At 75.6% G+C, this 26,774-nt stretch carries 19 protein-coding genes; 6 read left to right on the top strand and 13 right to left on the bottom strand.

The features are described 5' to 3' along the window. Window position 1: 1 nt before the first annotated feature. Complete coding sequence (locus tag ACI79C_RS01840; RefSeq protein WP_456943898.1) at window positions 2-2,977, bottom strand: AAA family ATPase; 2,976 nt, start codon at window positions 2,975-2,977, stop codon at window positions 2-4. After that, on the bottom strand, window positions 2,974-4,125 hold the full coding sequence (locus ACI79C_RS01835) for an exonuclease SbcCD subunit D (protein WP_456943897.1): 1,152 nt from the start codon (window positions 4,123-4,125) through the stop codon (window positions 2,974-2,976). The genes ACI79C_RS01840 and ACI79C_RS01835 overlap by 4 nt, the downstream gene beginning before the upstream one ends. A 162-nt stretch (window positions 4,126-4,287) precedes the next feature. Here ACI79C_RS01835 and ACI79C_RS01830 point away from each other — a divergent pair, with 162 nt between their 5' ends. Beyond that, window positions 4,288-6,312 carry an LGFP repeat-containing protein gene (locus tag ACI79C_RS01830; protein ID WP_456943896.1) on the top strand — a complete coding sequence of 675 codons (2,025 nt, stop codon included), beginning with the start codon at window positions 4,288-4,290 and terminating at the stop codon, window positions 6,310-6,312. A 21-nt stretch (window positions 6,313-6,333) separates the two neighbouring features. Here ACI79C_RS01830 and ACI79C_RS01825 read toward each other — a convergent pair whose 3' ends face one another. The 3 genes from ACI79C_RS01825 to ACI79C_RS01815 all read right to left on the bottom strand — a co-directional run bounded on the left by ACI79C_RS01825 (window position 6,334) and on the right by ACI79C_RS01815 (window position 9,228). Beyond that, a complete protein-coding gene (locus tag ACI79C_RS01825) occupies window positions 6,334-6,903 on the bottom strand; it encodes a PH domain-containing protein (protein WP_456943895.1) in 570 nt (189 codons plus the stop codon). A gap of 28 nt (window positions 6,904-6,931) precedes the next feature. Continuing rightward, a complete protein-coding gene (locus ACI79C_RS01820) occupies window positions 6,932-8,332 on the bottom strand; it encodes an acyltransferase family protein (RefSeq protein ID WP_456943894.1) in 1,401 nt (466 codons plus the stop codon). A 65-nt stretch (window positions 8,333-8,397) separates the two neighbouring features. Then, window positions 8,398-9,228 carry a biotin--[acetyl-CoA-carboxylase] ligase gene (locus ACI79C_RS01815; protein WP_456943893.1) on the bottom strand — a complete coding sequence of 277 codons (831 nt, stop codon included), beginning with the start codon at window positions 9,226-9,228 and terminating at the stop codon, window positions 8,398-8,400. Window positions 9,229-9,336: 108 nt separating this feature from the next. Here ACI79C_RS01815 and ACI79C_RS01810 point away from each other — a divergent pair, with 108 nt between their 5' ends. The 4 genes from ACI79C_RS01810 (at window position 9,337) to ACI79C_RS01795 (ending at window position 13,678) form a co-directional block, all read left to right on the top strand. Then, window positions 9,337-10,962 carry an acyl-CoA carboxylase subunit beta gene (locus ACI79C_RS01810; protein ID WP_456943892.1) on the top strand — a complete coding sequence of 542 codons (1,626 nt, stop codon included), beginning with the start codon at window positions 9,337-9,339 and terminating at the stop codon, window positions 10,960-10,962. A gap of 88 nt (window positions 10,963-11,050) precedes the next feature. Then, window positions 11,051-11,266 carry an acyl-CoA carboxylase subunit epsilon gene (locus tag ACI79C_RS01805; protein WP_456943891.1) on the top strand — a complete coding sequence of 72 codons (216 nt, stop codon included), beginning with the start codon at window positions 11,051-11,053 and terminating at the stop codon, window positions 11,264-11,266. Beyond that, window positions 11,263-11,871 (top strand): Maf family protein, encoded by a 609-nt coding sequence (locus ACI79C_RS01800; protein ID WP_456943890.1) that lies wholly within the window; start codon window positions 11,263-11,265, stop codon window positions 11,869-11,871. The genes ACI79C_RS01805 and ACI79C_RS01800 overlap by 4 nt, the downstream gene beginning before the upstream one ends. A 46-nt stretch (window positions 11,872-11,917) precedes the next feature. Further along, window positions 11,918-13,678 carry an acetyl/propionyl/methylcrotonyl-CoA carboxylase subunit alpha gene (locus ACI79C_RS01795; protein WP_456943889.1) on the top strand — a complete coding sequence of 587 codons (1,761 nt, stop codon included), beginning with the start codon at window positions 11,918-11,920 and terminating at the stop codon, window positions 13,676-13,678. Window positions 13,679-13,724: 46 nt separating this feature from the next. On the opposite strand, the gene ACI79C_RS01790 is transcribed toward ACI79C_RS01795, so the two are convergent. Then, complete coding sequence (locus ACI79C_RS01790) at window positions 13,725-15,500, bottom strand: reprolysin-like metallopeptidase (protein ID WP_456943888.1); 1,776 nt, start codon at window positions 15,498-15,500, stop codon at window positions 13,725-13,727. Between the two features lie 127 nt (window positions 15,501-15,627). Then, window positions 15,628-17,031, bottom strand: a complete 1,404-nt coding sequence (locus ACI79C_RS01785; protein ID WP_456943887.1) for an NAD(P)H-quinone dehydrogenase — start codon at window positions 17,029-17,031, stop codon at window positions 15,628-15,630. 117 nt (window positions 17,032-17,148) lie between these two features. On the opposite strand from ACI79C_RS01785, the gene ACI79C_RS01780 reads away from it, so the two are divergent. Then, window positions 17,149-17,622: a gamma-glutamylcyclotransferase gene (locus tag ACI79C_RS01780; protein ID WP_456943886.1), complete on the top strand. Its 474-nt coding sequence runs from the start codon at window positions 17,149-17,151 to the stop codon at window positions 17,620-17,622. Window positions 17,623-17,766: 144 nt separating this feature from the next. On the opposite strand, the gene ACI79C_RS01775 is transcribed toward ACI79C_RS01780, so the two are convergent. The 6 genes from ACI79C_RS01775 to ACI79C_RS01750 all read right to left on the bottom strand — a co-directional run bounded on the left by ACI79C_RS01775 (window position 17,767) and on the right by ACI79C_RS01750 (window position 26,648). Further along, the gene (locus ACI79C_RS01775) at window positions 17,767-18,672 is read right to left on the bottom strand and encodes a type IV toxin-antitoxin system AbiEi family antitoxin domain-containing protein (protein ID WP_456943885.1); all 906 of its coding nucleotides are present in this window, start codon (window positions 18,670-18,672) and stop codon (window positions 17,767-17,769) included. A gap of 309 nt (window positions 18,673-18,981) precedes the next feature. After that, a complete protein-coding gene (meaB, locus tag ACI79C_RS01770) occupies window positions 18,982-19,983 on the bottom strand; it encodes a methylmalonyl Co-A mutase-associated GTPase MeaB (RefSeq protein ID WP_456943884.1) in 1,002 nt (333 codons plus the stop codon). Between the two features lie 78 nt (window positions 19,984-20,061). Then, window positions 20,062-22,269: a methylmalonyl-CoA mutase gene (gene scpA / locus ACI79C_RS01765; RefSeq protein ID WP_456943883.1), complete on the bottom strand. Its 2,208-nt coding sequence runs from the start codon at window positions 22,267-22,269 to the stop codon at window positions 20,062-20,064. Continuing rightward, window positions 22,266-24,140 carry a methylmalonyl-CoA mutase subunit beta gene (locus ACI79C_RS01760; protein WP_456943882.1) on the bottom strand — a complete coding sequence of 625 codons (1,875 nt, stop codon included), beginning with the start codon at window positions 24,138-24,140 and terminating at the stop codon, window positions 22,266-22,268. The genes scpA and ACI79C_RS01760 overlap by 4 nt, the downstream gene beginning before the upstream one ends. Before the next feature lie 91 nt (window positions 24,141-24,231). Further along, complete coding sequence (locus tag ACI79C_RS01755; RefSeq protein WP_456943881.1) at window positions 24,232-25,479, bottom strand: amidohydrolase; 1,248 nt, start codon at window positions 25,477-25,479, stop codon at window positions 24,232-24,234. Beyond that, entirely contained in the window at window positions 25,476-26,648 is a 1,173-nt protein-coding gene (locus tag ACI79C_RS01750) for a glutamate--cysteine ligase (protein WP_456943880.1), read from the bottom strand. The genes ACI79C_RS01755 and ACI79C_RS01750 overlap by 4 nt, the downstream gene beginning before the upstream one ends. Window positions 26,649-26,774: the final 126 nt, after the last annotated feature.

Genomic DNA, 26,774 nt, shown 5'->3' with positions numbered 1-26,774 from the left:
CTCAGCCGGCCAGCCGTGAACCGTGCCGCCCGGCCACGACCTCCAGCCGGGTCGGGATGCGGGTGCGCAGCTCCTCCAGGTGGCTGATGACGCCGACCGTCCGCCCGCCGCGGCGCAGTTCGTCGAGCACGTTCATCACCGCGTCCAGCGCCTGGGCGTCGAGCGTGCCGAAGCCCTCGTCGACGAAGAGGGTGTCCATCTGCACGCCCCCGGCCTCGGAGGTGACGACGTCGGCGAGGCCCAGTGCCAGCGCCAGGGAGGCCATGAAGCTCTCGCCGCCGGAGAGGGTCTTGGTCGGACGGCGCGTGCCGGTGTACTCGTCGAAGACGTCCAGGCCCAGCCCGCCGCGGGCGCCGTGCCGGGCCTGGGCGTCGCTGTGCAGGAACGTGTAGCGGCTCCCGGACATCTCCTGCAGCCGCCGGCTGGCCACCTCCGCGACCTGCTCGAGCCGCGCGGCGAGGACGAAGGACTGCAGGCGCATCCGCAGCGTGTTGGCGCCGCGGCCGTTGACCAGGTCGGCCAGCGCCGCGACCTGGCCGGCCCGGTCGCGGCGCTCGGCCAGCTCCACCTCGGCCGCGGTCACCTCACCGGCCAGCCCGTCGAGCGCGCCGGCGCAGCGGCGGGCCTGGTCGAGGGCGGTGACCGCCTCCTCCCGCCGCGCGGTGAGCTCGGCGCACCGGTCCTGCAGCGCGGCGACGTCGGGCCGGGCGGGCAGGTCGGTCAGCTCGGGGTCGGCGAGGGTCGCGGCCACCACCGACCGGGCGTCGTCGTGCTCGCGGATCCCGCGCTCGAGGGCCGCCAGCTCGCCGGGCTCAAGCAGCGCGGCGCCGGCGGAGGCCAGGCCGTCGAAGCCCGCGGCGGCCGCGCGCTCGCCGGCCGTGACGCGGGCGGTGTCGGCGGAGGCCCGGGCGCGCAGCTCCTCGGCCTCGGCCTCGACGACGGCCTCGCACCGCTCGGCGGCCGTGGTGAGGCGGCGGACCCGGGACGACAGGTCGGCGTCGGCACCGCGGGCGGCGTCCAGCCGCGCGGTCAGCTCGACGAGGGCCTCCTCCCGGGCCGCGCGCTCGGCGGTGCGCCGCTGCAGCTCCTCCCGGTCGGCGGCCAGCGCCGACGCGGCGGCGTCCCGGGCGGCCTCCCGCCGGGCGAGCTCGCGCCGGGCGGCGTCGACGGCGCCGGCGAGGCCGGCGACCTCCGCCCGCTCGGCGCCGGCCTGCTCCGCACGTGCGGCCAGCTCGGTGAGAGACAGCTCACCGGCCCGTGCGCGAAGGACCGCGAGCTCCCGCTCCAGCTCCTCCGCACGGCGGCGGGTGGCGGTCGCCTGGTCCTCGGCGGCGTCGGCCGCGGCGCGTGCGCGCTCCTCGTCGTCGGCGGAGACGACCGGGCCCGCGTGCGCGGCCGGCCGGGGGTGCTCGGTCGCCCCGCAGACCGGGCAGTCGGCGCCGGGGAGCAGCCCGGCGGCGAGCTCGGCGGCCATCCCGTCGAGCCGGGCGGCGCGCAGCTCCACCAGCTCCTCACGGGCCCGCAGCCACACCAGCCGCGCCTCCTCGGCGGCCGACCGGGCCGCAGCCAGCCCCGCGGCTCCCCGCTCCGCGCGGCGGGCTGCGTCCAGCGCCGCGCGGGCGGACTCCTCGGCTGCGGTGAGCCCCGGCAGCCGGGCGGCCGCGGCCAGTGCCTCGTCCAGCCGGCGCTGGGCCTCGGCCACCCGGCCGGGCCAGTCCCGCGCCGCGCGACCCCCCTGCTCGCAGCGGTCGGCCAGGGCCGCGACCTCCCGGCCGAGCCGGGCGACCTCCCGCCGGAGCTGCACCGCCCGGTCCGCCTCGGGCGCCAGGGCACGGGCCGCCGCCGCGGCGTCGCGCAGCTCGCGGGCGAGCAGGCCGTCGGCGGTGGGACGGGCCGGGTCCACCTGCCCGGCCACCTCGGCCCAGGCGGTGCGGGCGGCGTCCAGGGCCGCGGTCGCGGCCTCGGCGGCCCGCGCGGTGCGCCGGGCGTCGTCCAAGGCGTCGCGCAGCGCCTCGGCCCGCCGTCCGGCGTCGGCGCGGGCGCGCAGCGGGACCAGTCGCTCCTCCTGCGCGCCGAGCCGGGCCAGCTCCTCGCGGGCGCGGTCCCGGCGGGCGTGCCGGTCGGCCAGGGCGCGCGCCGCGGCCAGCTCGGCGTCCAGCCGGGCGCTGCGCGCGGCGGTCTCCTCGGCGGCCGCTGCGGCGCGGGCCAGCTCCGCGGCGGCCCGCGAGCGCACGCCGGCGACCCAGGCCCCGACCGACGTCCCGGGGTGCGCGCCGACCAGCTCGGGGGCCAGCTCCTCGGGCACCTCGACGTCGGCGATCTGCGCGACCCGGTGCAGCAGCGTGCTGATCCGGTGACGGTCGGCCCGCAGCGCCTCCTCGGCGGCGCGCCGCTCCCCGGCCAGCCACTCCTCGGCACGGGCGAACCGGCCGACGTCGAACAGCGTGCGCAGCAGCCGGGCGCGGTCCTCCGGCTCGGCGCGCAGGAAGCGGGCGAAGTCGCCCTGCGGCAGGAGCACGACCTGGCAGAACTGCTCGGCGGACAGGCCCAGCCGCACCCGCAGGTACTCCGACCCCTCGTCGATCCGGGTGCTGACCGGTTCCCAGCAGCCGCCGTCCCACCGCTGGACGAGGAGCTTGGCCTGCTCGGTGGTCTCGCCGGCGCCGCGCTTCTTCGGCCGGGTCTGCTCGGGCCGGCGGACCACCAGCAGCCGCTCCCCGGCGAGGGTCAGCTCGAGGGAGACCTCGGTGCGGGTGGCTGCATCGGCGTGGTCGCTGCGCAGCCGCTTCTCCTCGCCGCGGGCACCCGGCACGGTGCCGTAGAGGGCGAAGACGACGGCGTCGAGCAGCGTCGTCTTGCCCGCGCCGGTGGGACCCCACAGGAGGAAGAGCCCGTCGCGGGCGACGGCGTCGACGTCGAGGGTCTCGGTACCGGCGAACGGCCCGAACGCGGACAGGGACAGGGAGTGCAACCTCACCGGGCCAGCTCCTCGCGGGCGGCCGCGCCCAGCGCCCGGCCCAGCAGCTCCCGCTCGGCGGCGCTCGCCCCCACCCCGCTGCGGACGTGGGTGACGAACTCCCCGGCCACGTCGATGTCGCTGCGCCCCCGCAGCCGCTCCTGGTAGCTGCGCCCGTCGGCGCCGGAGGCCCCGCCGGTCCACTCCAGGTGGACGCAGTACGGGAAGCGGGTCTGCAGCCGGCGCATCGGGTCGGCCGGGCGGACGTCGTCGGTCAGCCGGGCCGAGACGAAGTGCTCCTCGACGCCGTCGTGGGCGGGGTCACCGAGCACCTCGTCGATGGTGCCGGTCAGCACGGTCAGCGGGCGGGGCGTGAGCAGGGGCAGTGCCCGCACCCCGGCCAGCCCGCCGGCGTCGAGGTCGACCAGCCAGGCCTGCTTGTCCTGGCCGGCCTCCCCGAAGGAGTACGCCACCGGGGACCCGCTGTAGCGCAGCCGCGGGGTGAGGGTCTGGGGCCGGTGCAGGTGGCCCAGGGCCACGTAGTCGACCCCGTCGAAGACGGCGGCGGGCACCAGGTCGACCCCGCCGACGCAGATGTCGCGCTCGCTCTCGCTGGGCACGCCGCCGCCGACGAAGGCGTGCGCGAGCACCACCGACCGCGCGCCGGGCCGCAGGAACAGGTCGGCGCGCACGCGGTCCATCGCCTCGGTCAGCACCGCCTCGTGGCTGCGGGCGCCCGGCACGCCCAGCTCGTGCCGGGCGATCTCCGGCTCCAGGTAGGGCAGCCCGTAGAGGGCCACCTCGCCGTGCTCGTCGCGGAGCAGGACCGGCTCGTCGAGGCGCGCGGTCGAGGCGCGGACGTGCAGGCCCGCGGTCGACAGCAGCTCGGAGAACGTGCCCAGCCGCCGCGCGGAGTCGTGGTTGCCCGGGGTGAGGACGACCGTCGCACCGGCCCGCAGCAGCCGGCCGACCACCCGGTCGAGCACCGCCGTGGCGTCGGCCGACGGCACCGCGCGGTCGTAGACGTCACCGGCGACGACCACGACGTCGACCGACTCGGCGACCACCACGTCGGCCAGGCCGCCGAGCACCGCCTCCTGCTCGCGCAGCAGGTCGGCCCCGTGGAGGGAGCGGCCGATGTGCCAGTCCGAGGTGTGCAGCAGCCGCATGGGCGCAGAAGGTAGGTCGGGGTACCGACAGAACCGCCCAGGCGCGCCGTGACGGAACCGTCACAGTGCGGCGTGGCGCCTCACCCCCGGGGGTGAGGACGGTCAAGACCCGCCGCTCCCCGCGCGATGAGGACGTGTCGTCCCGTTCGCCGAGGAGTACCCGTGCCCGTCCCCAGGAACCCGCTGCGCCGTCCGGTCACCGCCGTGGCCGCCGTGGCCGCCGTGCTGACGTCGCTGGCCGTGACGCAGGCCGGGCTCCCGGCCGCCTCCGCCGCCCCGGCGGCGCCGGCGGCGCCGGCGGACGCGGTGGTCGGCGAGCTGACCCGGGTGGTCGCCGACCCCGCTCCCCCGGCCGACCCGGGCGCGGCGGCGGCACACGTGGACGACGCGGAGACGACCACCTACGTCGTCCCGGAGTCGGGGGCGCCGGTGGCCGTCACCGGGGAGGAGCTCGAGGAGGTCCCCAGCGGGGCGGACGTCGAGGTCACGCTGGGCGCGCAGGTCCCGGCGGCGGCCGGCACCGGCCCGGTGCACGACGTGACCGACGTCGAGGTGCTCGACGCGCCGGAGACGACGACGTCCGCGGCGACGACCGGCGTGACCAACCCGGTGACCGTGGTGATGGCCACCCCGCCCGGGGTGGCCCGGGACAGCACGTCGCTGAGCTCGGTCGTGGCCGCGGTCAACGGGCCGGTCGCGCGCTACTGGTCGGCGCAGAGCGGCGGCAGGGTCCGCTTCGGCGTGACCGCCCAGCACGGCTGGCGGGCGCTGCGGAACGGCTGCAGCAACCCGCTGGCGCTCTGGCGGGAGGTGGCCGACTCCATCGGCTGGGTCGCCACCGGGCGCAACCACCTGCTGGTCTACCTGCCCGAGCAGGCCTACACCTCCGCGGGGTGCTCGTACGGCATGGGCACCATCGGCCCCGGGGGCGCCTACTCCTACGTGACCGCGCTGACCCTCGGCGACATCGGTCACGAGCTCGGCCACAACCTCGGGCTCATGCACGCCTCCCTCTACCGCTGCCAGAAGGGCATCGACCCACCGCCCGGGACGAACACCACCTGCGAGGGGATCTCCTACTTCGACCTCTACGACGTCATGGGCCTGGACTGGGGCAGCTACGGGTCGATCAACACCGTGCAGCGGGACTCCGTCGGGCTGCTGCCCGCGGCGCGGCGGGTGGACCTGACGGCGGACTCGGCCCCCCGGGACCTCACCCTGGCCCCGGTGTCCGCGGCGTCGGGGGTCATCGCCGTCCGGATCACCTCCGGGGGCACCCGGTACTACCTGGAGTACCGCGGGGCCAGCGGCCAGGACGCCTGGCTAGCGGGGGGCAGCAGCACCAACTGGTGGGGGCTGCAGGCCGGCGTGACCGTGCGCAAGGCCGGCACCCGTAGCCTCGGGCACGGGTCCTACCTCCTCGACCCGACCCCGTCGGCGTTCACGCCCTACACCCTCGACGACCTGGAGACCGCGTTCCCCGTGGGCCGGGCGGTGACGCTGCCGGGTGGCTCCACCGTGACCGTCCGCAGCGTGTCGGCGTCGGGCGCGGTGGTCCGGGTGACGCCCCCGGTGACGCCGATCAGCACGAAGTACGCCGCGCTGCGCGGCGCCGCGGGCACCCTGGGGTCACCGACGTCGGCCGAGGCGTGCGGACTGCCCGGCGGCGGGTGCCGGCGGTCCTACCAGCACGGCTGGATCTACTGGAGCCCGTCCACCGGCGCCCACCCGCTGCTGGGCGCGACCCTGACGCGGTGGCTGGCGCTCGGCGGCGCGGGCGGCCGCCTGGGGTACCCGACCGCCGACCCGACGTGCGGTGCGGCCGCCGTCGGCTGCCAGCAGTCCTTCCAGCGCGGCCGGCTGCTGCGGGACCCCGCGACCGGGACCTGGATCAGCTCCGGCCCCCTGATCACCAAGTGGACGGCGCTCGGCGGCGGGTCCTCGGCGCTCGGCCACCCGGTCGGCGACCAGGTGTGCAACACCACCGGCACCGTGTGCCGGCAGCAGTTCCAGCGCGGCTGGCTGTACTGGACCTCCGTCGCCGGTGCCCGCCCGCTCTCCGGCGCGATCCTGGCGAAGTGGCAGCAGCTGGGCGGCGCGAGCCGGCTCGGCTACCCGATCGGTGACCCGTACCGGAGCAACGGCGTGCTGGCCCAGCGGTTCCAGAAGGGGACGCTCACCGGCTGACCGCCTCCCGCGGGACGGGGCTCAGAACACGGCGGTGGCGTATCCGGCGCCGTGGCCGTCGTCGAAGCCGTGGACGTAGCCCGCGCTCTCGCGGGCCCGCCGGTCGGCGTCCTCCTCGATCATGTGGTTGAGCAGCTGCTGGACGCCGTCGCTGTCGGGGATCTGCCTGAGGACGGTCGCCCCGCCGTCACCGGCGGACTCGATCGTCAGCGTGCCGGAGCTGACCAGCCGCTCCCACAGGGTCTGCCGGTAGGAGACGTCGGTGATCCGGGACAGCCCGATGTCGCGGCCGCGGCGGGCGAGGACACCCTCGCGGAAGAGCAGGCGGTGGGTGGTGATCACGTAGTGGGTGGTCCGCCACCGCAGGACCGGCGCGAGCACGAAGACCAGCAGCAGCACCAGCGCGGCGACCGCGATCCCCAGCCGGACGACGCCCTGCTGGGGGCCGGCGGGGACGAGGGCCGCGCCGAAGGAGGCACCGCCGACCACGAGCAGGGAGAAGACGAGCGGCCAGGAGATCGTCAGCCAGTGCGGGTGCAGGTGGCGGACGACCTCCTCGTCCTCGGCCAGGAGCTTGTCCGGGTAGGGCACCGCGACAGGATGACCGAGGACGGCGCGCTCACGCGGGACCGACGGCCTGGTAGGACCGTGTCGCGTCGTCGGTCCCCCCGCCCGGGGCCGGCACGGCGCGCCGTCGCGGCAGCGGCAGGGCAGACGCGTCCGGCGCGGGCACCGGGCGGCCGCGCCGGACGGCCGGGGCCGGGGGACGCGTCGAGGCCGACGCCGTCCCGTGCCGCGGGAGCACCCAGCGGGAGGGGACGGCGGCCGGGGCCCGGTGGGACCGCCGCAGCGGCAGCCGGACGCCGCGCAGCCGGCGCCGGGCGGGCTCCTCGACGTACCGGTGGACGAGCCAGGCCAGGACGACGGTGCCCATCAGCACGTGCGGCAGGAGCAGCGTGCCCAGCGTGGTGCCGGGCCCGAGCAGGCCGGGGTACCAGGTCATCGCGGTGTAGAGGACCTCGAAGACCGGGACGTGCACCAGGTAGAGGGCGAAGGAGATCCGGCCGCCGACGACCATCGGCTCGGTGGCCAGCCAGCGGCTGATCCCGCGCGTGGACAGGGCCAGGGCCCCGACCAGCACCGGGAACACGACCGCGGCGACGCCGGACTGCGCCGCGTCGCGGGTGTGCCCCCACCACAGGCAGACCAGCAGCTCGACCGTCGCCAGGGCCGCGACCCGCGTGGCTACCCGGTCCGTGCGCTCGCCGACCGGGAGCCGGCGCACCGTGAGGCAGGTGAAGGCGCCGGCGAGGAAGCCCCCGCCGATCCGCAGCAGCCAGGCGTAGGGGAAGTCCGCGCCGCCCTCGGCGAGGGCGAGGTACCCGAACGGCACCATGCAGCCCACCGCGAGCACGCCGGTCACGGCCGGCGGGGCGTTGCGCAGCCGCCAGAGTCCGAGGGCGAGGACCGGGAAGGCCGCGTAGGCCAGCCACTCCGCGCTGATCGACCAGGCCGGCCCCGACCACGACGAGCCGTCGAAGTAGGGCCGGTGCCAGAGCTGGACCATGAGCATCTGCTCGAGCCAGTGCAGCGGGTCCACGACCGGCTGCACGAACTGGTAGGCGATGTTGCCGTCGGTGACCCGGGTGGACTTGTAGAGCAGCCAGCCCCCGAACACCGTCGTCACCAGGGCGTGCACCGGCCAGATCCGGCAGATCCGTGCCCACCAGAAGCGCCCGGCCGCGCGCACCGACGTCCGCGGCCCCAGCTGGTCGAGGTGGGTCAGCGTGATCACGAACCCGCTGAGCACGAAGAAGAGGTCCACCCCGAGCGAGCCGTGCCGGAGGACCGGCGCCAGCGGCTGCCAGTACCGGGTGTAGGCGTCACCCGGCGCGGAGGTGAAGTGGTAGCAGACCACCCAGAGCGCGGCGACGATCCGCAGCCCGGTGAGCGACCGGATCTCGCGGTGCGCCCCACCCGGTCCGGCGTGGTGACTCCGCGCAGTCAGGTCGTTGCTCACCGGTCACACGCTAGGTGTCCCCACCCCGCCCACCGGTTCCCGCGCTGGGCTGCCGGACCCATCCGTCACACGAGTCCACGCACGTGCCTCACGTCACCGCTGGCGAGCTCCACGGTCCCCTCCGCCGTCCGGACGACGAGCCGGCCGTCCCAGTCCACCGCCTCGGCGGTGCCCTCGAGGGTGGAGCCGTCCGGGAGGCTGACGACGACCGGCGTGCCGACGGTGGAGCACCAGGCCAGGTAGTCGCGGGCCAGCCCGCTGCGCACCGGGTCGCCCAGCGCCGCCACCCACGGCAGGTAGCGCCGCTCGACGGCGCGCAGGAACTGCAGCAGCACCGAGGCCCGGTCGACCGGCCGGCCCGCGGCCATCGCGAGCGAGGTGCCGCCCTCCGGCAGCTCCTCGGCGCGGGTGGAGACGTTCAGGCCGACCCCGACCACGACGGCCCCGGATCCCACCTCGGCGAGGATGCCGGCCAGCTTGCCGCCGTCGGCGGACAGCAGGTCGTTGGGCCACTTCAGCGAGGCCCGCACCCCAGGCACCTCGCCGACCGCCTCGGCGAGCGCGACGCCGACCAGCAGGGGCAGCCACGCCCGCCGGGCCGCGGGCACATCGGGGCGCAGGAGGACCGAGACGGTGAGCCCGGCGCGGGGCGGTGAGGCCCACGTCCGGTCCAGCCGCCCCCGCCCGGCGGCCTGGTACTCGGCGACGAGCACGGCCCCCTCCGGCGCGTCGTCGGCGGCCGCCGCGAGGAGGGCGGCGTTGGTGGAGCCGACCTCGGGGACCACCTCGACCGACCGCCACAGCCGGCTGTCGGGACACAGGGCCGCGGCGACGGCGGGACCGTCGAGCGGCGCTCGCGCGGGGTCGGCGGAGGCGGACAGCGACGGTTCGGGCACTCGCCTACGCTACGGAACTCGGAAGCGGCCTGGCGAGCACCCGCCGGGGAGCACCGCGGCGCCGCGGACGAGTCCGGCGGGCGCCGACCAGCGCCATCGAGGAGGACCGTGAGCGCGGCTGAACTGGAGAGCGCCGGGGACCACGTGCCCGGCGACGTCGACATCCACACGACCGCCGGCAAGCTGGCGGACTTCGACCGGCGGGTCGAGGAGGCCACGCACGCCGGTTCGGCGCGCGCGGTGGAGAAGCAGCACGCCGCGGGGAAGATGACCGCCCGCGAGCGGATCGAGGCGCTGCTGGACCCGGGGTCGTTCACCGAGCTCGACGAGTTCGCCCGCCACCGTTCCTCCAACTTCGGCATGGACGCCCGGCGCCCCTTCGGGGACGGCGTCGTGACCGGCTACGGCACCGTCGACGGCCGGCCGGTGTGCGTGTTCTCCCAGGACGTGACCGTCTTCGGCGGCAGCCTCGGCGAGGTCTACGGCGAGAAGATCGTCAAGGTGCTCGACCTGGCGATGCGCAACGGCTGCCCGGTCATCGGCATCAACGAGGGCGGCGGCGCGCGGATCCAGGAGGGCGTGGTCTCCCTCGGCCTGTACGCGGAGATCTTCCGGCGCAACGTGCACGCCTCCGGGGTCATCCCGCAGATCTCGCTGGTGATGGGCGCCGCGGCCGGCGGCCACGTCTACTCCCCCGCGCTCACCGACTTCGTGGTGATGGTCGACAAGACCAGCCAGATGTTCATCACCGGCCCCGACGTGGTGAAGACCGTCACCGGCGAGGACGTCACGCTCGAGGAGCTGGGCGGCGCGCGGACGCACAACACCAAGTCCGGCGTCGCCCACTACCTGGCCGAGGACGAGGCCGACGCGCTGGACTACGTCAAGGCGCTGCTGTCCTACCTGCCGAGCAACAACCTCGACCCGCTGCCGGTCCTCGAGGTGGCGCCGGCCGACACGACCCCCGCCGGGGTCACCGACGCCGACCGGGAGCTGGACACCTTCATCCCGGACTCGGCGAACACGCCCTACGACATGCACACCGTCATCGAGCACGTGCTCGACGACGGGGAGTTCCTCGAGGTGCAGGCGCTGTTCGGCCCGAACATCGTGGTCGGCTTCGGCCGGGTCGAGGGCCGCCCGGTCGGCGTCGTGGCCAACCAGCCCACCCAGTTCGCCGGCACGCTGGACATCGACGCCAGCGAGAAGGCGGCGCGGTTCGTGCGCACCTGCGACGCCTTCAACGTCCCGGTGCTGACCTTCGTCGACGTCCCCGGGTTCCTCCCCGGCACCTCCCAGGAGTGGGAGGGGATCATCCGCCGCGGCGCGAAGCTCATCTACGCCTACGCCGAGGCGACCGTCCCCAAGATCACCGTCATCACCCGCAAGGCCTACGGCGGCGCCTACGACGTCATGGGCTCCAAGCACCTCGGCGCGGACCTCAACCTCGCCTGGCCGACGGCGCAGATCGCGGTCATGGGCGCCCAGGGCGCGGTCAACATCCTCTACCGGCGCGAGCTCGCCGAGGCCGACGACCCCGACGCGCGCCGCGCCGAGCTGATCACCGAGTACGAGGACGCCCTGCTCTCCCCGTACATCGCGGCCGACCGCGGGTACGTCGACCAGGTGATCCGCCCCTCGGAGACCCGCGTCGAGGTCACCAAGGCCCTGCGGCTGCTGGCCAACAAGCGCCAGACCCTGCCCCCCAAGAAGCACGGGAACATCCCGCTGTGAGCGAGCACCGCAGGGAGCGCCGGCGACCGAGGATCGCCGGCGACCGAGGAGCGTCTGCGAACAGCCTCGCGGAGCGAGGGACGACGCTGTGAGCGAGCACGAGCCCCCGCTGCTGCGGGTCGTCCGGGGCGAGCCCACCCCCGAGGAGCTCGCCGCCCTCACCGTGGTCGTCGCCGCGCTGTCGCAGCCGCGCTCCCGCCGCCGGGCCACCCCGGTCGGGGCCTGGGCCGCGTTCGGGGACGCCCACCGCACATCACTGCGCCCCGGTCCCGGCGGCTGGCGCGCCGCAGGGAGGTTCGCATGAGTACCGACCGCCGGCTGGTGCTCGCGTCGGCGTCCCCGGCGCGGCTGACCCTCCTGCGCCAGGCGGGCCTGACCCCCGAGGTCGTCGTCAGCGACGTCGACGAGTCGTCGGTGACCGCCCCGCGGGTGGGTGAGCTGGTCGCGCTCCTGGCCGCCGCCAAGGCGGGGACGGTCGCCAAGCAGGAGACCGACGCGCTCGTCGTGGGCGCCGACTCGCTGCTGGAGTTCCGCGGGCAGGCGCTGGGCAAGCCGGCCGACGCCCGGGACGCCCGCGACCGGTGGCAGCGGATGAGCGGCAAGAGCGGCGTGCTGCACACCGGCCAGGCGCTGTGGGACGTCCAGGACGGCCGGGTGGTGAGCCGGGACGTCGCCGTCGTGTCCACCACGGTGCACTTCGCCACCCCCACCGCGCAGGAGATCGAGGCCTACCTCGCCACCGGGGAGCCGCTGGCCGTGGCCGGCGCGTTCACCCTCGACGGGCTCGGCGCCCCGTTCGTGCGCCGGGTGGACGGCGACCCCGCGGCCGTGGTCGGGCTGTCCCTGGCGACCCTGCGCACGCAGCTGGCCAAGCGCGGGCTGGCGATCACCGACCTCTGGCGGCGCTGACACCGCCTCGCCCCCCACGCCGTCCCGACCCGAGGAGAACGAACCGGTGCAGAAGGTCCTGATCGCCAACCGCGGTGAGATCGCGGTGCGTGTCGCCCGCGCGTGCAAGGACGCCGGGCTGACCAGCGTCGCCGTCTACGCCGAACCCGACCGCGACGCGCTGCACGTGCGGACCGCCGACGAGGCCTTCGCCCTGGGCGGGACGACGCCCGGTGACTCCTACCTCGTCATCGACAAGATCCTCGAGGCCGCCCGGCAGTCCGGTGCCGACGCCGTCCACCCCGGCTACGGGTTCCTCTCGGAGAACGCCGACTTCGCCCGGGCGGTCATCGACGCGGGACTCACCTGGATCGGCCCCCCGCCCGAGGCGATCATCGCCCTCGGCGACAAGGTCCAGGCCCGGCACATCGCCACCAAGGCCGGCGCACCGCTGGTGCCCGGCACCAAGGACCCGGTGAAGGACGCCGACGAGGTGATCGCCTTCGCCGAGGAGCACGGCCTGCCGGTGGCCATCAAGGCGGCCTTCGGCGGTGGCGGCCGCGGGCTGAAGGTGGCCCGCACCATGGAGGAGATCCCGGAGCTGTTCGACTCCGCCGTCCGCGAGGCGGTCTCCGCCTTCGGCCGCGGTGAGTGCTTCGTCGAGCGGTTCCTGGACAAGCCCCGGCACGTCGAGGCCCAGGTGCTCGCCGACACCCACGGCACCGTGGTCGTCGTCGGCACCCGCGACTGCTCCCTGCAGCGGCGCAACCAGAAGCTCGTCGAGGAGGCGCCCGCGCCGTTCCTGACCGACGAGCAGCGGGCGCGGATCCACGAGTCGGCCAAGGCCATCTGCGCGGAGGCCGGCTACCACGGGGCCGGCACCGTGGAGTACCTGGTCGGCGCCGACGGCTCGATCTCCTTCCTGGAGGTCAACACCCGCCTGCAGGTCGAGCACCCGGTCAGCGAGGAGACCAGCGGCATCGACCTGGTCCGCGAGCAGTTCCGCATCGCCCAGGGCCTCCCGCTCGACATCACCGAGGACCCCACCCCGCGCGGGCACAGCATCGAGTTCCGGATCAACGCCGAGGACGCCGGGCGCAGCTTCATGCCCGCCCCCGGCCCGGTGCGGCGGCTGGAGATCCCGCAGGGCCCCGGCGTGCGGTGGGACTCCGGGGTGGCGACCGGCGGGGAGGTCGCCGGCGCCTTCGACTCGATGCTGGCCAAGCTGATCGTCACCGGCGCCACCCGCGCCGAAGCGCTGCAGCGCTCCCGCCGCGCGCTGGACGAGCTGGTCGTGGAGGGCATGCCGACGGTGATCCCGTTCCACCGGGCCGTCGTCCGCGACGAGGCGTTCACCAGCGAGCCGTTCACCGTGCACACCCGCTGGATCGAGACCGAGTGGGACAACCAGGTCCAGCCGTACACCGCCCCGCCCGCCGAGCACGGCGAGCCGGAGGAGCGGCAGACCGTCGTCGTCGAGGTCGGCGGCCGCCGGCTCGAGGTGTCGCTGCCCGCCGGGCTCGCCGCCGGCGGCGGCGCCCCCGCCGCGGCCCCCGGCGCCAAGCCGCGCAAGCGGGGCGGCGGGCACGGCGGGTCGGCCGCCTCCGGCGACTCCCTGACCAGCCCGATGCAGGGGACGATCGTCAAGGTCGCGGTCTCCGACGGGGACACGGTGGCCGCCGGCGACCTCGTCGTCGTCCTCGAGGCGATGAAGATGGAGCAGCCGATCGCCGCCCACAAGGCGGGCACCGTCACCGGGCTGTCGGCCGAGGTGGGCGCGACCGTCACCAGTGGTGCGGTGATCTGCACGATCGCCGACGCCGAGTAGCGCGTCGAGGGCCCGCTCCCTGGACCGGGGGCGGGCCCGCCGCGCGTCAGCCGCGGGCGCGTGCCCGGGCCAGCGCCCAGCCGGCGAGCGCGACCGCGCCGAGGCCGCCGCCTGCCAGCGCCGGGAGCGGCCACCCGCCGTCGCCCGAGGTCCGCGCCGCGGTCTGCACCGCGACCCCGCGCAGGGCGTCGGCGAGCGTCGGCGTGCCCGCGACGTCGGGTGCGCCGAGGGCCGTCCCGGGCGCTCCGACACCGGAGTAGCCATCGGCCTCGGGGACGGCGACCGCGGCGGGCGCTGCGGGCACGGCGGGTGCGGCGGGTGCGGCGGGTGCGGCGGCCGTGGCCGCCTGCGGGTTCGCGGGCAGCACCGCGGGGTCCCGACCGCCCGGCTCGTCCGGCAGCGGGGTGGTCGCGACGGTCTCCTCGGCCGCGCTGGTCACCGTGACGGTGGCGCCGGCGGCGGAGACCGCCTCGACGGTGACCGTGAGGTCGCCGCCGGAGACGGGGACCGGGACGCCCACCGGCAGCGCCGCCTGCAGGTCGTCGTCCCAGGCCGCGGCGGGGACCGGCGTGCCGTCGAGGAGCAGTGCGGTGTCAGGCATCTCGCCGGTGCGGTGCAGCAGGACGCCGGTCTGCAGGTCGAAGCGGTTGTCGGCGGTGCCCAGCCACGCGTCGCGCCCGGTGGCCGCGCGGTACTCCAGCCAGTAGGTGGTGCCCTCCGGGTCGGTCAGCCGCACGGCGCGGGTGCCGGTGCGGCCGGACAGGGGCGCGAGGGTCACCGTGGTGGCCGGGCCACCCGGCGTGACGGCCGCCTGGGCCGACGCGGGGAGGACGCCGAGCTGCGCCGCCTGCGGGGCGTTGAGGGCGCCCACGGAGCTCCACGAGGCGCCCATGACGTCGTAGTAGTCGCGGTAGGCGGCAGTGCGGCAGTCCCCGGTCTCGATGCCGGCGTCGCACTGGTGGCCCGAGGAGTGCCCCAGGCCGAAGTTGTGGCCCAGCTCGTGCGCGATCACCGAGGGCAGGACGTCGCGGACGTAGAGCCGGCCACCCGCGCCGGGACCCGAGCCGACCTGGCCGAGCGCGTAGGAGCAGCCGGGCAGCGAGCGGGGCAGGCTGCTGACGTAGAGCAGGAGGTGGCGGCCGGGGGCGGCCTCGAAGCCGATCCGGGCGGCGGCCTCGTTCCACAGCGCGGTGGGGTCCGCGCAGCCTGCGTCGGTGTGCACCCACGGGTGGGTCTCGGTGACCCCGAGGGACACGGCGCCGTCGGTCTGCTCGGCCCAGAAGTCCGCGACCGGTCCGTCCACGGCGGCGGCGACCTGCGCCGGCGTCGTCCCGTCCTCGGTCCCGCCCGCCGGCACCACCAGGACCACGGTGACCTGGTTGGTGAGGGCCGCGGTCCGGGCGGCGTCGTGCACGGGAGCGCTCCGGACCACCTCGGCGTCGAGGACGTCCCGGGCCGCCTCGTAGCCGTCCTCCCCGGCGGCATCGGCCAGCCGGTCCCCCACGGTGACCGCGACGGTCGACCCGACGGGCAGGTCGGCGACGGCCTCGGTGGGCACGCGCACGGCCCCGCCGGCCTCGGTCTCGACCCAGCTCAGCGGGGCCTCGGCCGCCTCACCCTCGGCGGAGTGGGCGCCGGCGGGGGCACCGGCCAGGTCGGTCTCCGGCCAGGCCTGCACCAGCTCCCCGACGACGGTGTCGCCGGGCTCGTCGGCCCGCGCCGCCGCGGTCGGCAGCGCCAGGGAGACGACGACCGCGGCGGCCACACCGGCCAGCGCACGGAGGCGACGGCAGGCGGCGGGGGCGGTCCGGGTGGGGTGCATCCCCCACCCCATCGGCGGGTCCGGCCCCCATCGGCACCGGTACCGGGGAATCCAGCCGAACCCGGTGTCACATCCGCCTCAGCGACCCCGGCACCCCCACCGGCCCGTCCCGGGCGTCCCCGGCCGCTCAGGCGAGGGCGTCGGCGCCCATCAGCCGCCGTCCGGCCTCGGTGATCGAGCCGGACAGCGACGGGTAGATCGCGAAGGTGTGCGCCAGGTCGCTCACCGTGAGCCCCTTGGTGACCGCCAGCGCGATCGGCAGGATCAGCTCCGAGGCGCCGGGCGCGACCACGACCCCGCCGACGACGACACCGGTGGCCTGGCGGGCGAACAGCTTGACGAAGCCGTCGCGCAGGTCGGCCATCTTCGCCCGGGCGTTGGTCGCCAGGGGCAGCCGGACGACGTCGATCTGCGCGTCCTCGGGCAGGGTCTTCTCCTGCACGCCGACGGTGGCGATCTCCGGGTGGGTGAAGACGTTGCCCGCGACCGTCTTGAGCCGGATCGGCTGGACCGCCTCGCCGAGGGAGTGCCACATCGCGATCCGCCCCTGCATCGCCGCCACCGAGGCCAGCTGGAAGACGCCGGTCACGTCCCCGGCGGCGTAGATGCCGGGCACGCTGGTGCGCGAGACGCGGTCGACGACGACGTGCCCGGACGGCGCGAGCTCCACCCCGCACCGCTCGAGGTTGAGCCCGGCGGTGTTGGGGACGGTGCCGACGGTCATCAGCGCGTGCGAGCCCTCGACGGTGCGGCCGTCGGTCAACTCGACCGAGACGCCCTTCTCGGTGCGCCGCACGCCGGCGGCCCGACCGCGCTCCAGCCGCCCGCCGCGGGACTGGAAGACCTGCTCGAGCACCTCGGCGGCGTCGGAGTCCTCGCCGGGCAGGACCCGGTCACGGGAGGACACCAGCGTGACCGGGACGCCGGCCTCCAGGTAGCCGGAGGCGAACTCGGCGCCGGTGACCCCTGAGCCGACGACGACCAGGTGCTCGGGCATCTCCTGCAGGTCGTAGACGTCGCGCCAGTCGAGGATCCGCTCGTGGTCGGGCTCGGCCCCGGGCAGCACGCGGGGGTCGGCGCCGGTGGCGATGAGGACGACGTCGGCCTCGAGCGTCTCGCTGACCGCGCCCTCGCCGTCGACCACCTCGACCCGGTGCTCGACCAGGCCACGGACGTCGTCGGCCATGCGGCCCTGACCGGCGACCACACGCACGCCCTCGCCGAGCAGTCGCGCCTTGATGTCGGCCGACTGCGCGACCGCGAGCCCCTTGACCCGCTGGTTGACCGCGCCGAGGTCGATGCCCACGGCGGCCAGCTCGGCGCCCTGCACCCCGAGGGCGGCGGAGTCGCGCACGTTGGTCATCGCCCCGGCCGAGGCGATGAAGGTCTTGGAGGGGACGCAGTCGGTGAGCACGCTGGCCCCGCCGACGCCGTCCCGCTCGACGACGGTGACCTCGGCGCCGAGCGATGCGCCGACGAGCGCGGCCTCGTAGCCGGCGGGACCGCCGCCGATGATCACGATGCGGGTCATGAGGGTCCTCGGGGGTGCGGTGCGGACACGTGCGGAGGCCATTCTCCCCGCTCCCGCGGCCGGCGTCGTCCATCCCCCGGGGAGGGGCGCGCCACACAGCCGTAGGCTGGCCAGGCGATGGGCCTCTACGCCGCGTTCGGGTCGAACATGGACCCTGCACAGATGCTCCGGCGCTGTCCCTCCTCGCCGCACACCGGCACCGGCTGGATCCGAGGCTGGCGGCTGACCTTCGGCGGGGAGGACCTCGGCTGGGAGGGTGCGCTGGCCACCCTGGTCCCCGACGACACCACCCCCGGGGAGTCGCTGTCCCCCGGCGTCTTCGTGGCCCTATACGACCTCACCGAGGCCGACGAGCGGGCGCTGGACGCGTGGGAGGGCGCCGACCTCGGGCTCTACCGCAAGCTGCACCTGCGGGTGCACACGCTCACCGGCGACCAGGTCGCGTACGTGTACGTGCTGGACGCCTTCGAGGGCGGCCTCCCGTCGGCGCGGTACCTCGGTGCGCTCGCCGACGCCGCCGAGGCCGCCGGCGCCCCCGACGACTACCTGACCGAGCTCCGTTCCCGGGAGTGCCGCTCCACCGGCGTCTGACCCCGCCGCTCGCTGCTGCACTCCCGGGGCTGCGCTTCCGCGGCTGCGCTTCCCCCCAGCTCCGTTGTCCGCGGCTGCGCTTCCGCGATCATGAAGTCCGGGAAACGGCGCGCCGTCCCTGCCTGGGGGGTCGCGTCCCGGACTTCATGATCGCGGCCGGAAGGGGACGCCGAGCGCGCGGGCCGTCCGCGCCACCATCGCGACGTGCCGCCGGTAGACGTCGATCGCCGTGACGTGCAACAGCGTCCACCGGTGCTCGGTCAGCCAGTTGTGCCGGTCCCGGTCCGCGGCCAGCTGCTCACGGGTCATGTGCGCCTCGAGCCCGTCGAACTCGGCCCCGACGAGCTGGTCCTCCCACCCCACGTCCAGGTAGTGGGTGCGCCCGGCGTCGCTCAGCCGCACCTGCACGGTCGGCGCGGGCAGCCCGCCGTCGATGAAGCGCCAGCGCATGCGCGACTCCATCGGGGACTCCGCTCCCGCATCGGCGTGCGGCACCAGCTCCCGCAGCCTCGCCACCTGGCGGAGGCCCCGCATCGACTCCGCGGCCGCTACCAGATCCGCTGGGGTGCAGGTCCTCGACCGCAGGGCCGCGTCCAGCGTCGCGAGACCGTCGATGGGTGCGGTCGAGCGCACGACGTCGCACGCCGTGCGCGCCGGCGGGGTGCACCAGACACCGTCCACGAGCACGGCGTCGTCGCAGCCCAGGCTCGACGGGTGGACCTGCACCCCTGGCAGGCGCCTGTTGACCAGCTGCGGCGGGCCCAGGAAGTGCAGTGTCGGATCACCGATGACGCCGAAGCCCCACACCGCGGCCGCGGTCGTGTGGCAGGCCACGAGGTCGGCGCCGGCAGCCATCGCAGCGGCACGCAGCTGCAGGGCCGGGCAGTCCGGCAGCTCACCGTCGACCAGCACGCCGCGCCAGCGGGTCCGCCGCCACCGACCAGCGCGGACATGGCGCCGCAACTCGGCGTCGGTGACGTGGCTCAGGGCCTGGGCGGTCGTGAAGACGCCCTGCTGGGCGGCCACGATCCGGTAGAACGCGAAGTCCACATCGGCAGCGTCGAGAGGCGCACCCCTCAGCGGACGGCCACCGCGCGATCTGTGGACGCCCCGTCCCCTGTGGAGATCCCGCCGCAGGTGCCCCCCGCCGCGGTCTCCGCCGCCCCGCCGCGCGATCTTGAAGTTCGGAAAGCGGCGTGCCGCCTCCGCCCGGGGTGTCGCTTCCCGAACTTCATGATCGCGGAGGCGGGGGCATCGCGGAGGCGGGGGCATCGCGGAGGCGGGGGCATCGCGGAGGCGGGGGCCGCGCGAGGTGGGGGCACGCGGCACCGGCGGCGGACGGCGGGTCGAACGAGGCGCTCAGGGCTCCGCGGCAGCGAGGAAGGTCTCCAGCAGCTGCTGCGCGGCCATGGCGGGTGTCAGCTCCCCCGCCAGCACCGCCTTCTCCAGCTCCGGCCCGGCCGACCGGACGCCGGGGTGCGCTCGCAGCCGGTGCTCGAGCCCGTCGCGCACCAGCTGCCAGGTCCACCGCACCTGCTGCGTGCGGCGGCGCTCCTCGAACTCGCCCGACGCCCTCATCCGGTCCTGGTGCTCGACGACCGCTGCCCAGACGCGGTCCAGCCCCTCGCCGGTCAGTCCGGCACAGGTGAGCACGGGGACGTCCCAGCCACCCTCGACGTGACCGCGCAGCATGCGGATCGCCCCGGCCAGCTCCCGCGCCGCCCGCCGGGCGTCGACCGCACCCGGCCCGTCGGCCTTGTTGACCGCGATGACGTCGGCGATCTCGAGGATCCCGCGCTTGATCCCCTGCAGCTGGTCACCGGTGCGGGCCAGCGTCAGGAACAGGAAGGAGTCGACCATCTCGGCGACGGCCACCTCCGACTGCCCGACGCCGACGGTCTCCACCAGGACGACGTCGTGGCCGGCGGCCTCCACGACGACCATCGACTCCCGCGTCGCCTGCGCGACCCCGCCGAGCGTCCCGGACGTCGGCGAGGGCCGGATGAACGCCTGCGGGTCCACCGACAGCCGGGCCATGCGGGTCTTGTCGCCGAGGATCGACCCGCCGGACCGGGCCGACGACGGGTCGACGGCCAGCACCGCGACCTTCGACCCGGCGGCGGTCAGGGCGACCCCGAGGGAGTCGATGAACGTCGACTTGCCCACCCCGGGCACGCCGCTGATCCCGACCCGCCGCGCCGAGCCGGTGTGCGGCAGCAGCTCCACCAGCAGCTCCTGCGCCCGCTCGCGGTGGTCAGCGCGCTGGGACTCGACGAGCGTGATCGCCCGCGCCACGGCCCGGCGGTCCCCGGCGAGGACCCCCCCGGCCAGCGCCGGGACGTCGACCGGTCGACCTGTCACCCGTTCGCTCCCGCGGCGCGCTCCGCTCCTCGCTCGCTGGCGCTCGCTGCGATGCTCACGCGCCTGTCCGCTCAGCCATCAGTGCCCGAGTCGGTCCGAGAGCGTGCGCAGCAGCCCCTGCGCCGCCTCGGCGATGACCGTGCCGGGGAGGAACACCTCGGCCGCGCCCATCTCCTTCAGCGTCGGGACGTCGTCGGGCGGGATGACCCCACCGACGACGATGACGACGTCCTCGGCACCGAGGTCGGCCAGGGCCTGCTTGAGGGCCGGCACCAGCGTGAGGTGACCCGCCGCCAGCGACGAGACGCCGACGACGTGCACGTCGGCCTCCACCGCCTGCCGGGCCACCTCCTCCGGCGTCTGGAACAGCGGGCCGACGTCGACGTCGAACCCGAGGTCGGCGAAGGCGGTCGCGATCACCTTCTGGCCGCGGTCGTGGCCGTCCTGGCCCATCTTCGCCACGAGGATGCGGGGGCGGCGTCCCTCCGCCTCCTCGAACGCCTCCGCCATGCGCCGGGTCTCCTCCATGGGACCCGATGCTCCCGCCTCCTCGCGGTACACACCCGAGATGGTGCGCACCTGGCCGGCGTGCCGCCCGTAGACCTCCTCCAGCGCGTCGGAGATCTCGCCGACGGTCGCCTTGGCCCGCGCCGCGTCGACGGCGAGCTTGAGCAGGTTCGCGTCCAGCGAGGAGTCCCGCCGTCCCTCCGCGGCCGCGCGGGCGGCGTCGGTGAGCCGGCGCAGGGCGTCGGCCACCGCCCCGGCGTCACGGGAGGCCCGCAGCTCCTCCAGCTTCGCCCTCTGCTGGGCCAGCACGTCGGCGTTGTCGACCCGCAGCACCTCGATGGCCTCGTCGGCGTCCACCCGGTACTTGTTCACGCCGATGACCGGCTGCCGACCGGAGTCGATGCGGGCCTGGGTGCGCGCCGCGGCCTCCTCGATGCGCAGCTTCGGGATGCCGTCGTCGATCGCCTGGGCCATGCCGCCGTGCTCGGCGACCTCCTCGATGTGCGCCCACGCCCGGCGGGCGAGGTCGTAGGTCAGCTTCTCCACGTACGCCGACCCGCCCCACGGGTCGATGACCCGCGTCGTCCCCGACTCCTGCTGGAGCAGCAGCTGGGTGTTGCGGGCGATCCGGGCGGAGAAGTCGCTGGGCAGCGCGAGCGCCTCGTCGAGGGCGTTGGTGTGCAGTGACTGGGTGTGCCCCTGGGTCGCGGCCATCGCCTCCAGGCAGGTGCGGACGACGTTGTTGAAGACGTCCTGCGCGGTCAGCGACCAGCCCGAGGTCTGCGAGTGGGTGCGCAGCGACAGCGACTTGGGGTTCTGCGCGCCGGCCTCCTTCATCAGCCGGGCCCACAGCAGCCGGCCGGCCCGGAGCTTGGCGACCTCCATGAAGAAGTTCATGCCGATCGCCCAGAAGAAGCTCAGGCGCGGGGCGAACGCGTCGACGTCCAGCCCGGCTCCCTTGCCCGCCTGCACGTACTCCACCCCGTCGGCCAGCGTGTAGGCCAGCTCCAGGTCGGCCGTCGCCCCGGCCTCCTGGATGTGGTAGCCGGAGATGGAGATCGAGTTGAACCGCGGCATCTGCTGCGAGGTGAACGCGAAGATGTCGCTGACGATCTGCATCGAGGGCTTGGGCGGGTAGATGTAGGTGTTGCGGACCATGAACTCCTTGAGGATGTCGTTCTGGATGGTCCCGGCCAGCTGCGCGGGCGCCACCCCCTGCTCCTCCGCGGCCAGGATGTAGAGCGCCATCACCGGCAGCACCGCGCCGTTCATGGTCATCGAGACGCTCATCCGGTCCAGCGGGATGCCGTCGAACAGCTGCCGCATGTCCAGGATCGAGTCGATCGCCACCCCGGCCATGCCGACGTCGCCGACGACCCGCGGGTGGTCGGAGTCGTAGCCGCGGTGGGTGGGCAGGTCGAAGGCGACCGACAGGCCCTTCTGCCCCGCGGCGAGGTTGCGCCGGTAGAACGCGTTGGACTCCGCCGCGGTGGAGAAGCCCGCGTACTGGCGGATCGTCCACGGCTGGGTCGTGTACATCGTCGGGTAGGGGCCGCGCAGGTAGGGCGGCAGGCCGGGGAGGGTGGCGAGGAAGTCCAGGCCCTCGAGGTCGGCCGGCGTGTACAGCGGCGGGACGGCGATGCCCTCGGGCGTCTCCCAGGTCGCCTCCGCCACGCTGCGGCCGGTCGTCTCCTCGAACCGCTTGGCCCAGTCGTCCGCCGTGGCGCCGGCCGCCGGGCGGCCCAGCTCGACGCCGCCGAAGTCGGGGATGCCGCTCATGCCGAGACTCCCAACTGCTCGTGGAGCGTGCGGAGGACGTCCAGTGCGTCACATCCGGCGTACACGTACCCGTCGACGCCGTCCACCCCGAGCGACGGCTTGCCGGCGAGCCACACCTGCGTGGCACCGGCGGCGCGCAACTCCGCGGCGAGCGCCGCCGCGGACTCGCCGTAGTCCCGGTCGGTGCCGCAGATGCAGGCCACCGTCGTCCCGGCGTCGGCCAGGCCGCTCGCCCCGTCGCCGGACGGCGTCGCCAGCCCGCCCGCCTGGAACAGGTTGGCCGCGAAGGTCGCCCGCGCGGTGTGCCGGGCGACCGGGCCGATCGTGGCGAGGTACACCCGCGGCCGCTCGGCCGCCGCCTCGGCGCGGTCGCGCAGCTCCTCGAACTCCTGCGCGGCGCGCACCCGGGGCAGCCCGCCGGCCGGGAGCAGGTCGGGCGCCGGCTGCCGCTGGGGCAGCTGCTCGGCGGGGTTCGGGAACTCGCTGACGCCGGTGATCGCGTCGCTGCGGTGCGCCAGCCGCTCCGTGCGCGTGGCCCAGGCGGCGGCCAGTCGGTCCCGGACGAGCCCGGAGTCCAGCGCCGCGGCCAGCCCGCCGGCCTGCTCGATCTCGGTGAACCAGCCCCAGGCCGCCGCGGCGAGGGCGTCGGTGAGCGACTCGACGTACCAGGAGCCGCCGGCCGGGTCGAGCACCCGGGCGAGGTGGCCCTCCTCGACCAGCAGGCTCTGGGTGTTGCGGGCGATCCGGCGGGAGAAGGCGTCGGGCAGCCCGAGGGCGGCGTCGAAGGGCTGCACGGTGACGACGTCGGCCCCGCCCACGCCGGCAGCGAAGCAGGCGACCGTCGTCCGCAGCATGTTCACCCACGGGTCGTGCCTGGTCGCCATCACCGAGGAGGTGACGGCGTGCTGGCGCTGGGCGCGCACGTCGGGTGCGGCGCCGCTCACCTCACCCACCCGGTCCCACAGTCGGCGGGCGGCGCGCAGGGCGGCGATCGTCGTGAACTGGTCGGCCGCCGCGGAGAAGCGGAACTCCAGCTGGCCGAACGCCTCGTCGACCGACAGCCCGCCCTCGGTCAGCGCACGCAGGTAGGCGACCCCGGCGGCCAGCGCGCAGCCGAGCTCCTCGACGACGCTCCCGCCCGCGTCGGCGAAGACCGTGCCGTCGACGACCACCGTGCGCAGACCGGGGTGCGCGCTCGCGCGGCGGGCGACGTCCGCGAGCCCGGTGAGGTCCTGCCCCTGCCCGGACGCGGCGTGCACGCCGAGCGGGTCCAGGCCCAGCGATCCGCCGGGTGCGAGGTCGGTGCGCCCCTCGACCAGTGAGAGGAACGCCTCGGCGGCCGCCGGGCCTCCGGAGACCGCCACCGGCGCGAGGTCCAGCAGGACGTCGGTGAGCACCTCGGGCAGCGCCTCGACCGGGACCGCGCCCTCGCCGAGCACCAGCCACAGCGAGGTGACGCCGTTCTCCAGGTCCGCGGCGATCGCCTCCCGGGTGACGGCGACGTCGGGGTGCGCGTGCCGCTGCCGGACGTCCCAGCCACCGGGCACGTCGCCGCCGGGAGCCCCGGCGCGCCCGCCGCGGACGAACGGCGGCAGGCCCGGGACGCCGACCGCGCCGGGCAGGTCACCGGCGTCCTCGGCGGTGTAGAGCGGCGCCACGGACACGCCGGTGGCGACCGGGCGGCGCAGGGCGTCCTCGACCGGGTCGGGGAGCTCCTCGCGCCCGGCCTTACGCAGCACACCGGCGACGAGGTCGCGCCACTGGTCGCGGGTCACGGCGGGGAACTCGCCGGCCAGCCGCAGGTCCTCGGGGACGGCGTGCTCGGCGGGCACCTCTGCGTCGGGGTGGGCCGGCTGCTGGTCGTCGGTCACGAGTCCTCCTCGCGGGCGCTCGTCGGACTCGTCCGTGGAACGGCTCTGCTCACGATCGGGTCCCCCTCCTCGGGTCCAACGGCGTCAGTGTCTACCGACGCCCGCCCTGCTCCGCGCGTCCGGGTCGTGGCGACGGGCCGGACGGCCGGGCCCCGGCGTCGGCGGACAGCGCGTGCAGGGCGGTGCGGGCCAGCAGCCGCACACCCACCCCGATCGCCCGCTCGTCGACGTCGAAGGTGCCCCGGTGCAGGTCCAGCGGGGCGCCGCCCCCGTGCGTGCCCAGCCGGGCCAGGGCGATGGGCAGGACGTCGGCGAACCAGCCGAAGTCCTCCCCGCCCATGCTCTGCGGGGACATCCGCAGCCCCTCGCTGCCGACCGTCTCCAGGGCCGCCGACCGCAGCAGCGCGACCGCCCGCGGGTCGTTGACCACCGGCGGCACCCCGCGGATGTAGTCGACCTCGACCTCGGCCCCGGTCGTCGCGGCCACCCGCTCGACCAGGGAGCGCAGCAGGCCCTCGGCCTGCTGCCAGGCGTCCCTGTCCAGCACCCGCACCGTGCCGCGCAGGTGCCCGCGCTGTGGGATGGCGTTGGCCGCGACACCGGCGTTGACCGCGCCCCACACCAGGGACATGCCGGCCCGCGGGTCGACCTGCCGGGACAGCAGCGAGGGCAGGTCGGTGATCAGCCGGCCCAGGGCGTCGACCAGGTCGACGGTCAACTGCGGGCGGGCGGTGTGGCCCCCGGGCCCGGTCAGCGTGACGTCCATGCGGTCGCAGGCCGCGGTGATCGACCCGGTCCGCAGGCCGACGGTGCCGGCCGGGATCGAGGGGTCGCAGTGCAGCGCGAAGGCCCGGGAGGCGCCGTCGAGCACGCCGGCGGCGACCACCTCGGTGGCGCCACCGGGCACGGTCTCCTCGGCCGGCTGGAAGACGCAGCGGACCGTGCCGGGCAGGCCGTCGAGGGTCGCCAGCGCCAGGGCCACGCCGAGGACGACGGTGGTGTGGACGTCGTGCCCGCAGGCGTGGCACGTGGACTCGCGGGTGGAGGCGTACGGCACGTCCTTGAGGTCGGGCAGCGGCAGGGCGTCGATGTCGGCCCGCAGCACCACGATCGGGTCGCCCGAGCCGATCTCCACGACCAGCCCGGTGCCGGTGGGCAGCCGCCGGGGCTGGAGGCCGCCGTCGCGCAGCCGCTGCTCGATGAAGGACGTCGTCTCGAACTCGGCGAAGGCCAGCTCGGGGTGGGCGTGCAGGTGCCGGCGGACCGCGACGAGCTGCTGGTTGCGCTCGGCGGCCCACTCGTCGACCGCCGTTCCCAGCTTCTCCGGGAACTGCGTCATGCCGGGCGGCCCCCGGCGGCGCCGGCCGGGTCCGGGGCGGGCAGGCCGTCCCGCAGCTCGGCGAGCAGGCTGTCGACGACGGCACACAGGTCGCCGTCGTGGGCGGCGGCCACCGCCCGCTGCCGCTGGTAGGAGGCGCCGACGGCGAGGACGCGTTCCACGTCGGCGAGCTCGGCCTCGCAGCCGAGCCGGCGGGCGGTCGGTGTGAGGTCCTCGACCAGGTCGGTGATCGCCTGGCGCACCGGCCGCACGGTGCCCTTCTCGTCGACGACGATGTCGGCGTCGAGGCCGTAGCGGGCCGCCCGCCACTTGTTCTCCCGCAGCACCCAGCCCGCCGGCACGGGCAGGGTGTAGCCGCGGTCGAGCTCCCGGTCGAACTGCTCGACCAGGCACTGCGACAGCGCGGCCACCGCGCCGATCTCGTCGAGGGTGGGCAGGCCGTCGCAGATGCGCAGCTCCACGGTGCCGAAGTCCGGGTGGGGGCGGATGTCCCACCACACCTCGCGCACGCTCTCGATGGCGTGGGTGGAGATCAGCGTCTCCATGTACTGCTCGAAGCGGTCCCAGCCCGACAGCTGGTAGGGCAGCCCCGCGGTCGGCATCCCCTCGAAGACCTTGGAGCGGGCGCTGGCCAGGCCGGTGTCGGCACCGACCCAGTACGGGGAGGACGCCGAGAGCGCGAGGAAGTGCGGCACGTACTGGGTGAGCGCGTTGACGATCGGGATCGCCTTCTCCGGCGCCCGGACGCCGACGTGCACGTGCACCCCGAAGATCTGCAGCCGGCGGGCCAGCCACTGCATCTTCTCGACCAGCTGCAGGTAGCGCTCCTTGGGCGAGATCTGCTGGGTCTGCCAGTCGGTGATCGGGTGGGTGCCGGCGCACATCAGGCCGAGCCCGCGGCGCGCGGCGGCGGCCCGGACCTCGGCGAGGGTGCCGGCCAGGTCGGCCTTCGCCTCGGCGACGGTGGTGCAGACGCCGGTGATGATCTCGATCGTCGACTGGAGCAGCTCGTGCTTGGCCTTGGGGTGCTCCTCGGCCCCCTCGGGCCTGATCTCCTCGAGGATCTCCACCGCACCGGCGGTCAGCTGCCGGGTCTGCAGGTCGACGAGCTGCAGCTCCCACTCGACTCCCAGGCTGGCGCGCTCGGAGGAGCGGAAGGGTATCTGCACGCTGCGGAGTCTAGAAGGACCTGCCTGCCCCCGACCCCTCGTAGAAGCACCCCGTCCTCCCCACCCCTCGCAAGCTCGGGGCGGTGCCCTGGACGGGACGGGCCCTGCAGGCAGGCCTGCGTTAGC

This window comes from Geodermatophilus sp. SYSU D00697, assembly GCF_054050175.1.
The sequence above is the reverse complement of the archived record's forward strand: the minus strand, read 5'-3'. Positions and strand labels throughout refer to the sequence as shown.

Excerpts from the sequence above, each read along its gene's own strand:
- ACI79C_RS01835 (WP_456943897.1), bottom strand. The coding sequence starts at position 4,125 with ATGCGGCTGCTGCACACCTCGGACTGGCACATCGGCCGCTCCCTCCAC.
- ACI79C_RS01800 (WP_456943890.1), top strand. The coding sequence starts at position 11,263 with ATGAGTACCGACCGCCGGCTGGTGCTCGCGTCGGCGTCCCCGGCGCGG.
- ACI79C_RS01790 (WP_456943888.1), bottom strand. The coding sequence starts at position 15,500 with ATGCACCCCACCCGGACCGCCCCCGCCGCCTGCCGTCGCCTCCGTGCG.
- ACI79C_RS01785 (WP_456943887.1), bottom strand. The coding sequence starts at position 17,031 with ATGACCCGCATCGTGATCATCGGCGGCGGTCCCGCCGGCTACGAGGCC.
- ACI79C_RS01780 (WP_456943886.1), top strand. The coding sequence starts at position 17,149 with ATGGGCCTCTACGCCGCGTTCGGGTCGAACATGGACCCTGCACAGATG.
- scpA (WP_456943883.1), bottom strand. The coding sequence starts at position 22,269 with ATGAGCGGCATCCCCGACTTCGGCGGCGTCGAGCTGGGCCGCCCGGCG.
- ACI79C_RS01755 (WP_456943881.1), bottom strand. The coding sequence starts at position 25,479 with ATGACGCAGTTCCCGGAGAAGCTGGGAACGGCGGTCGACGAGTGGGCC.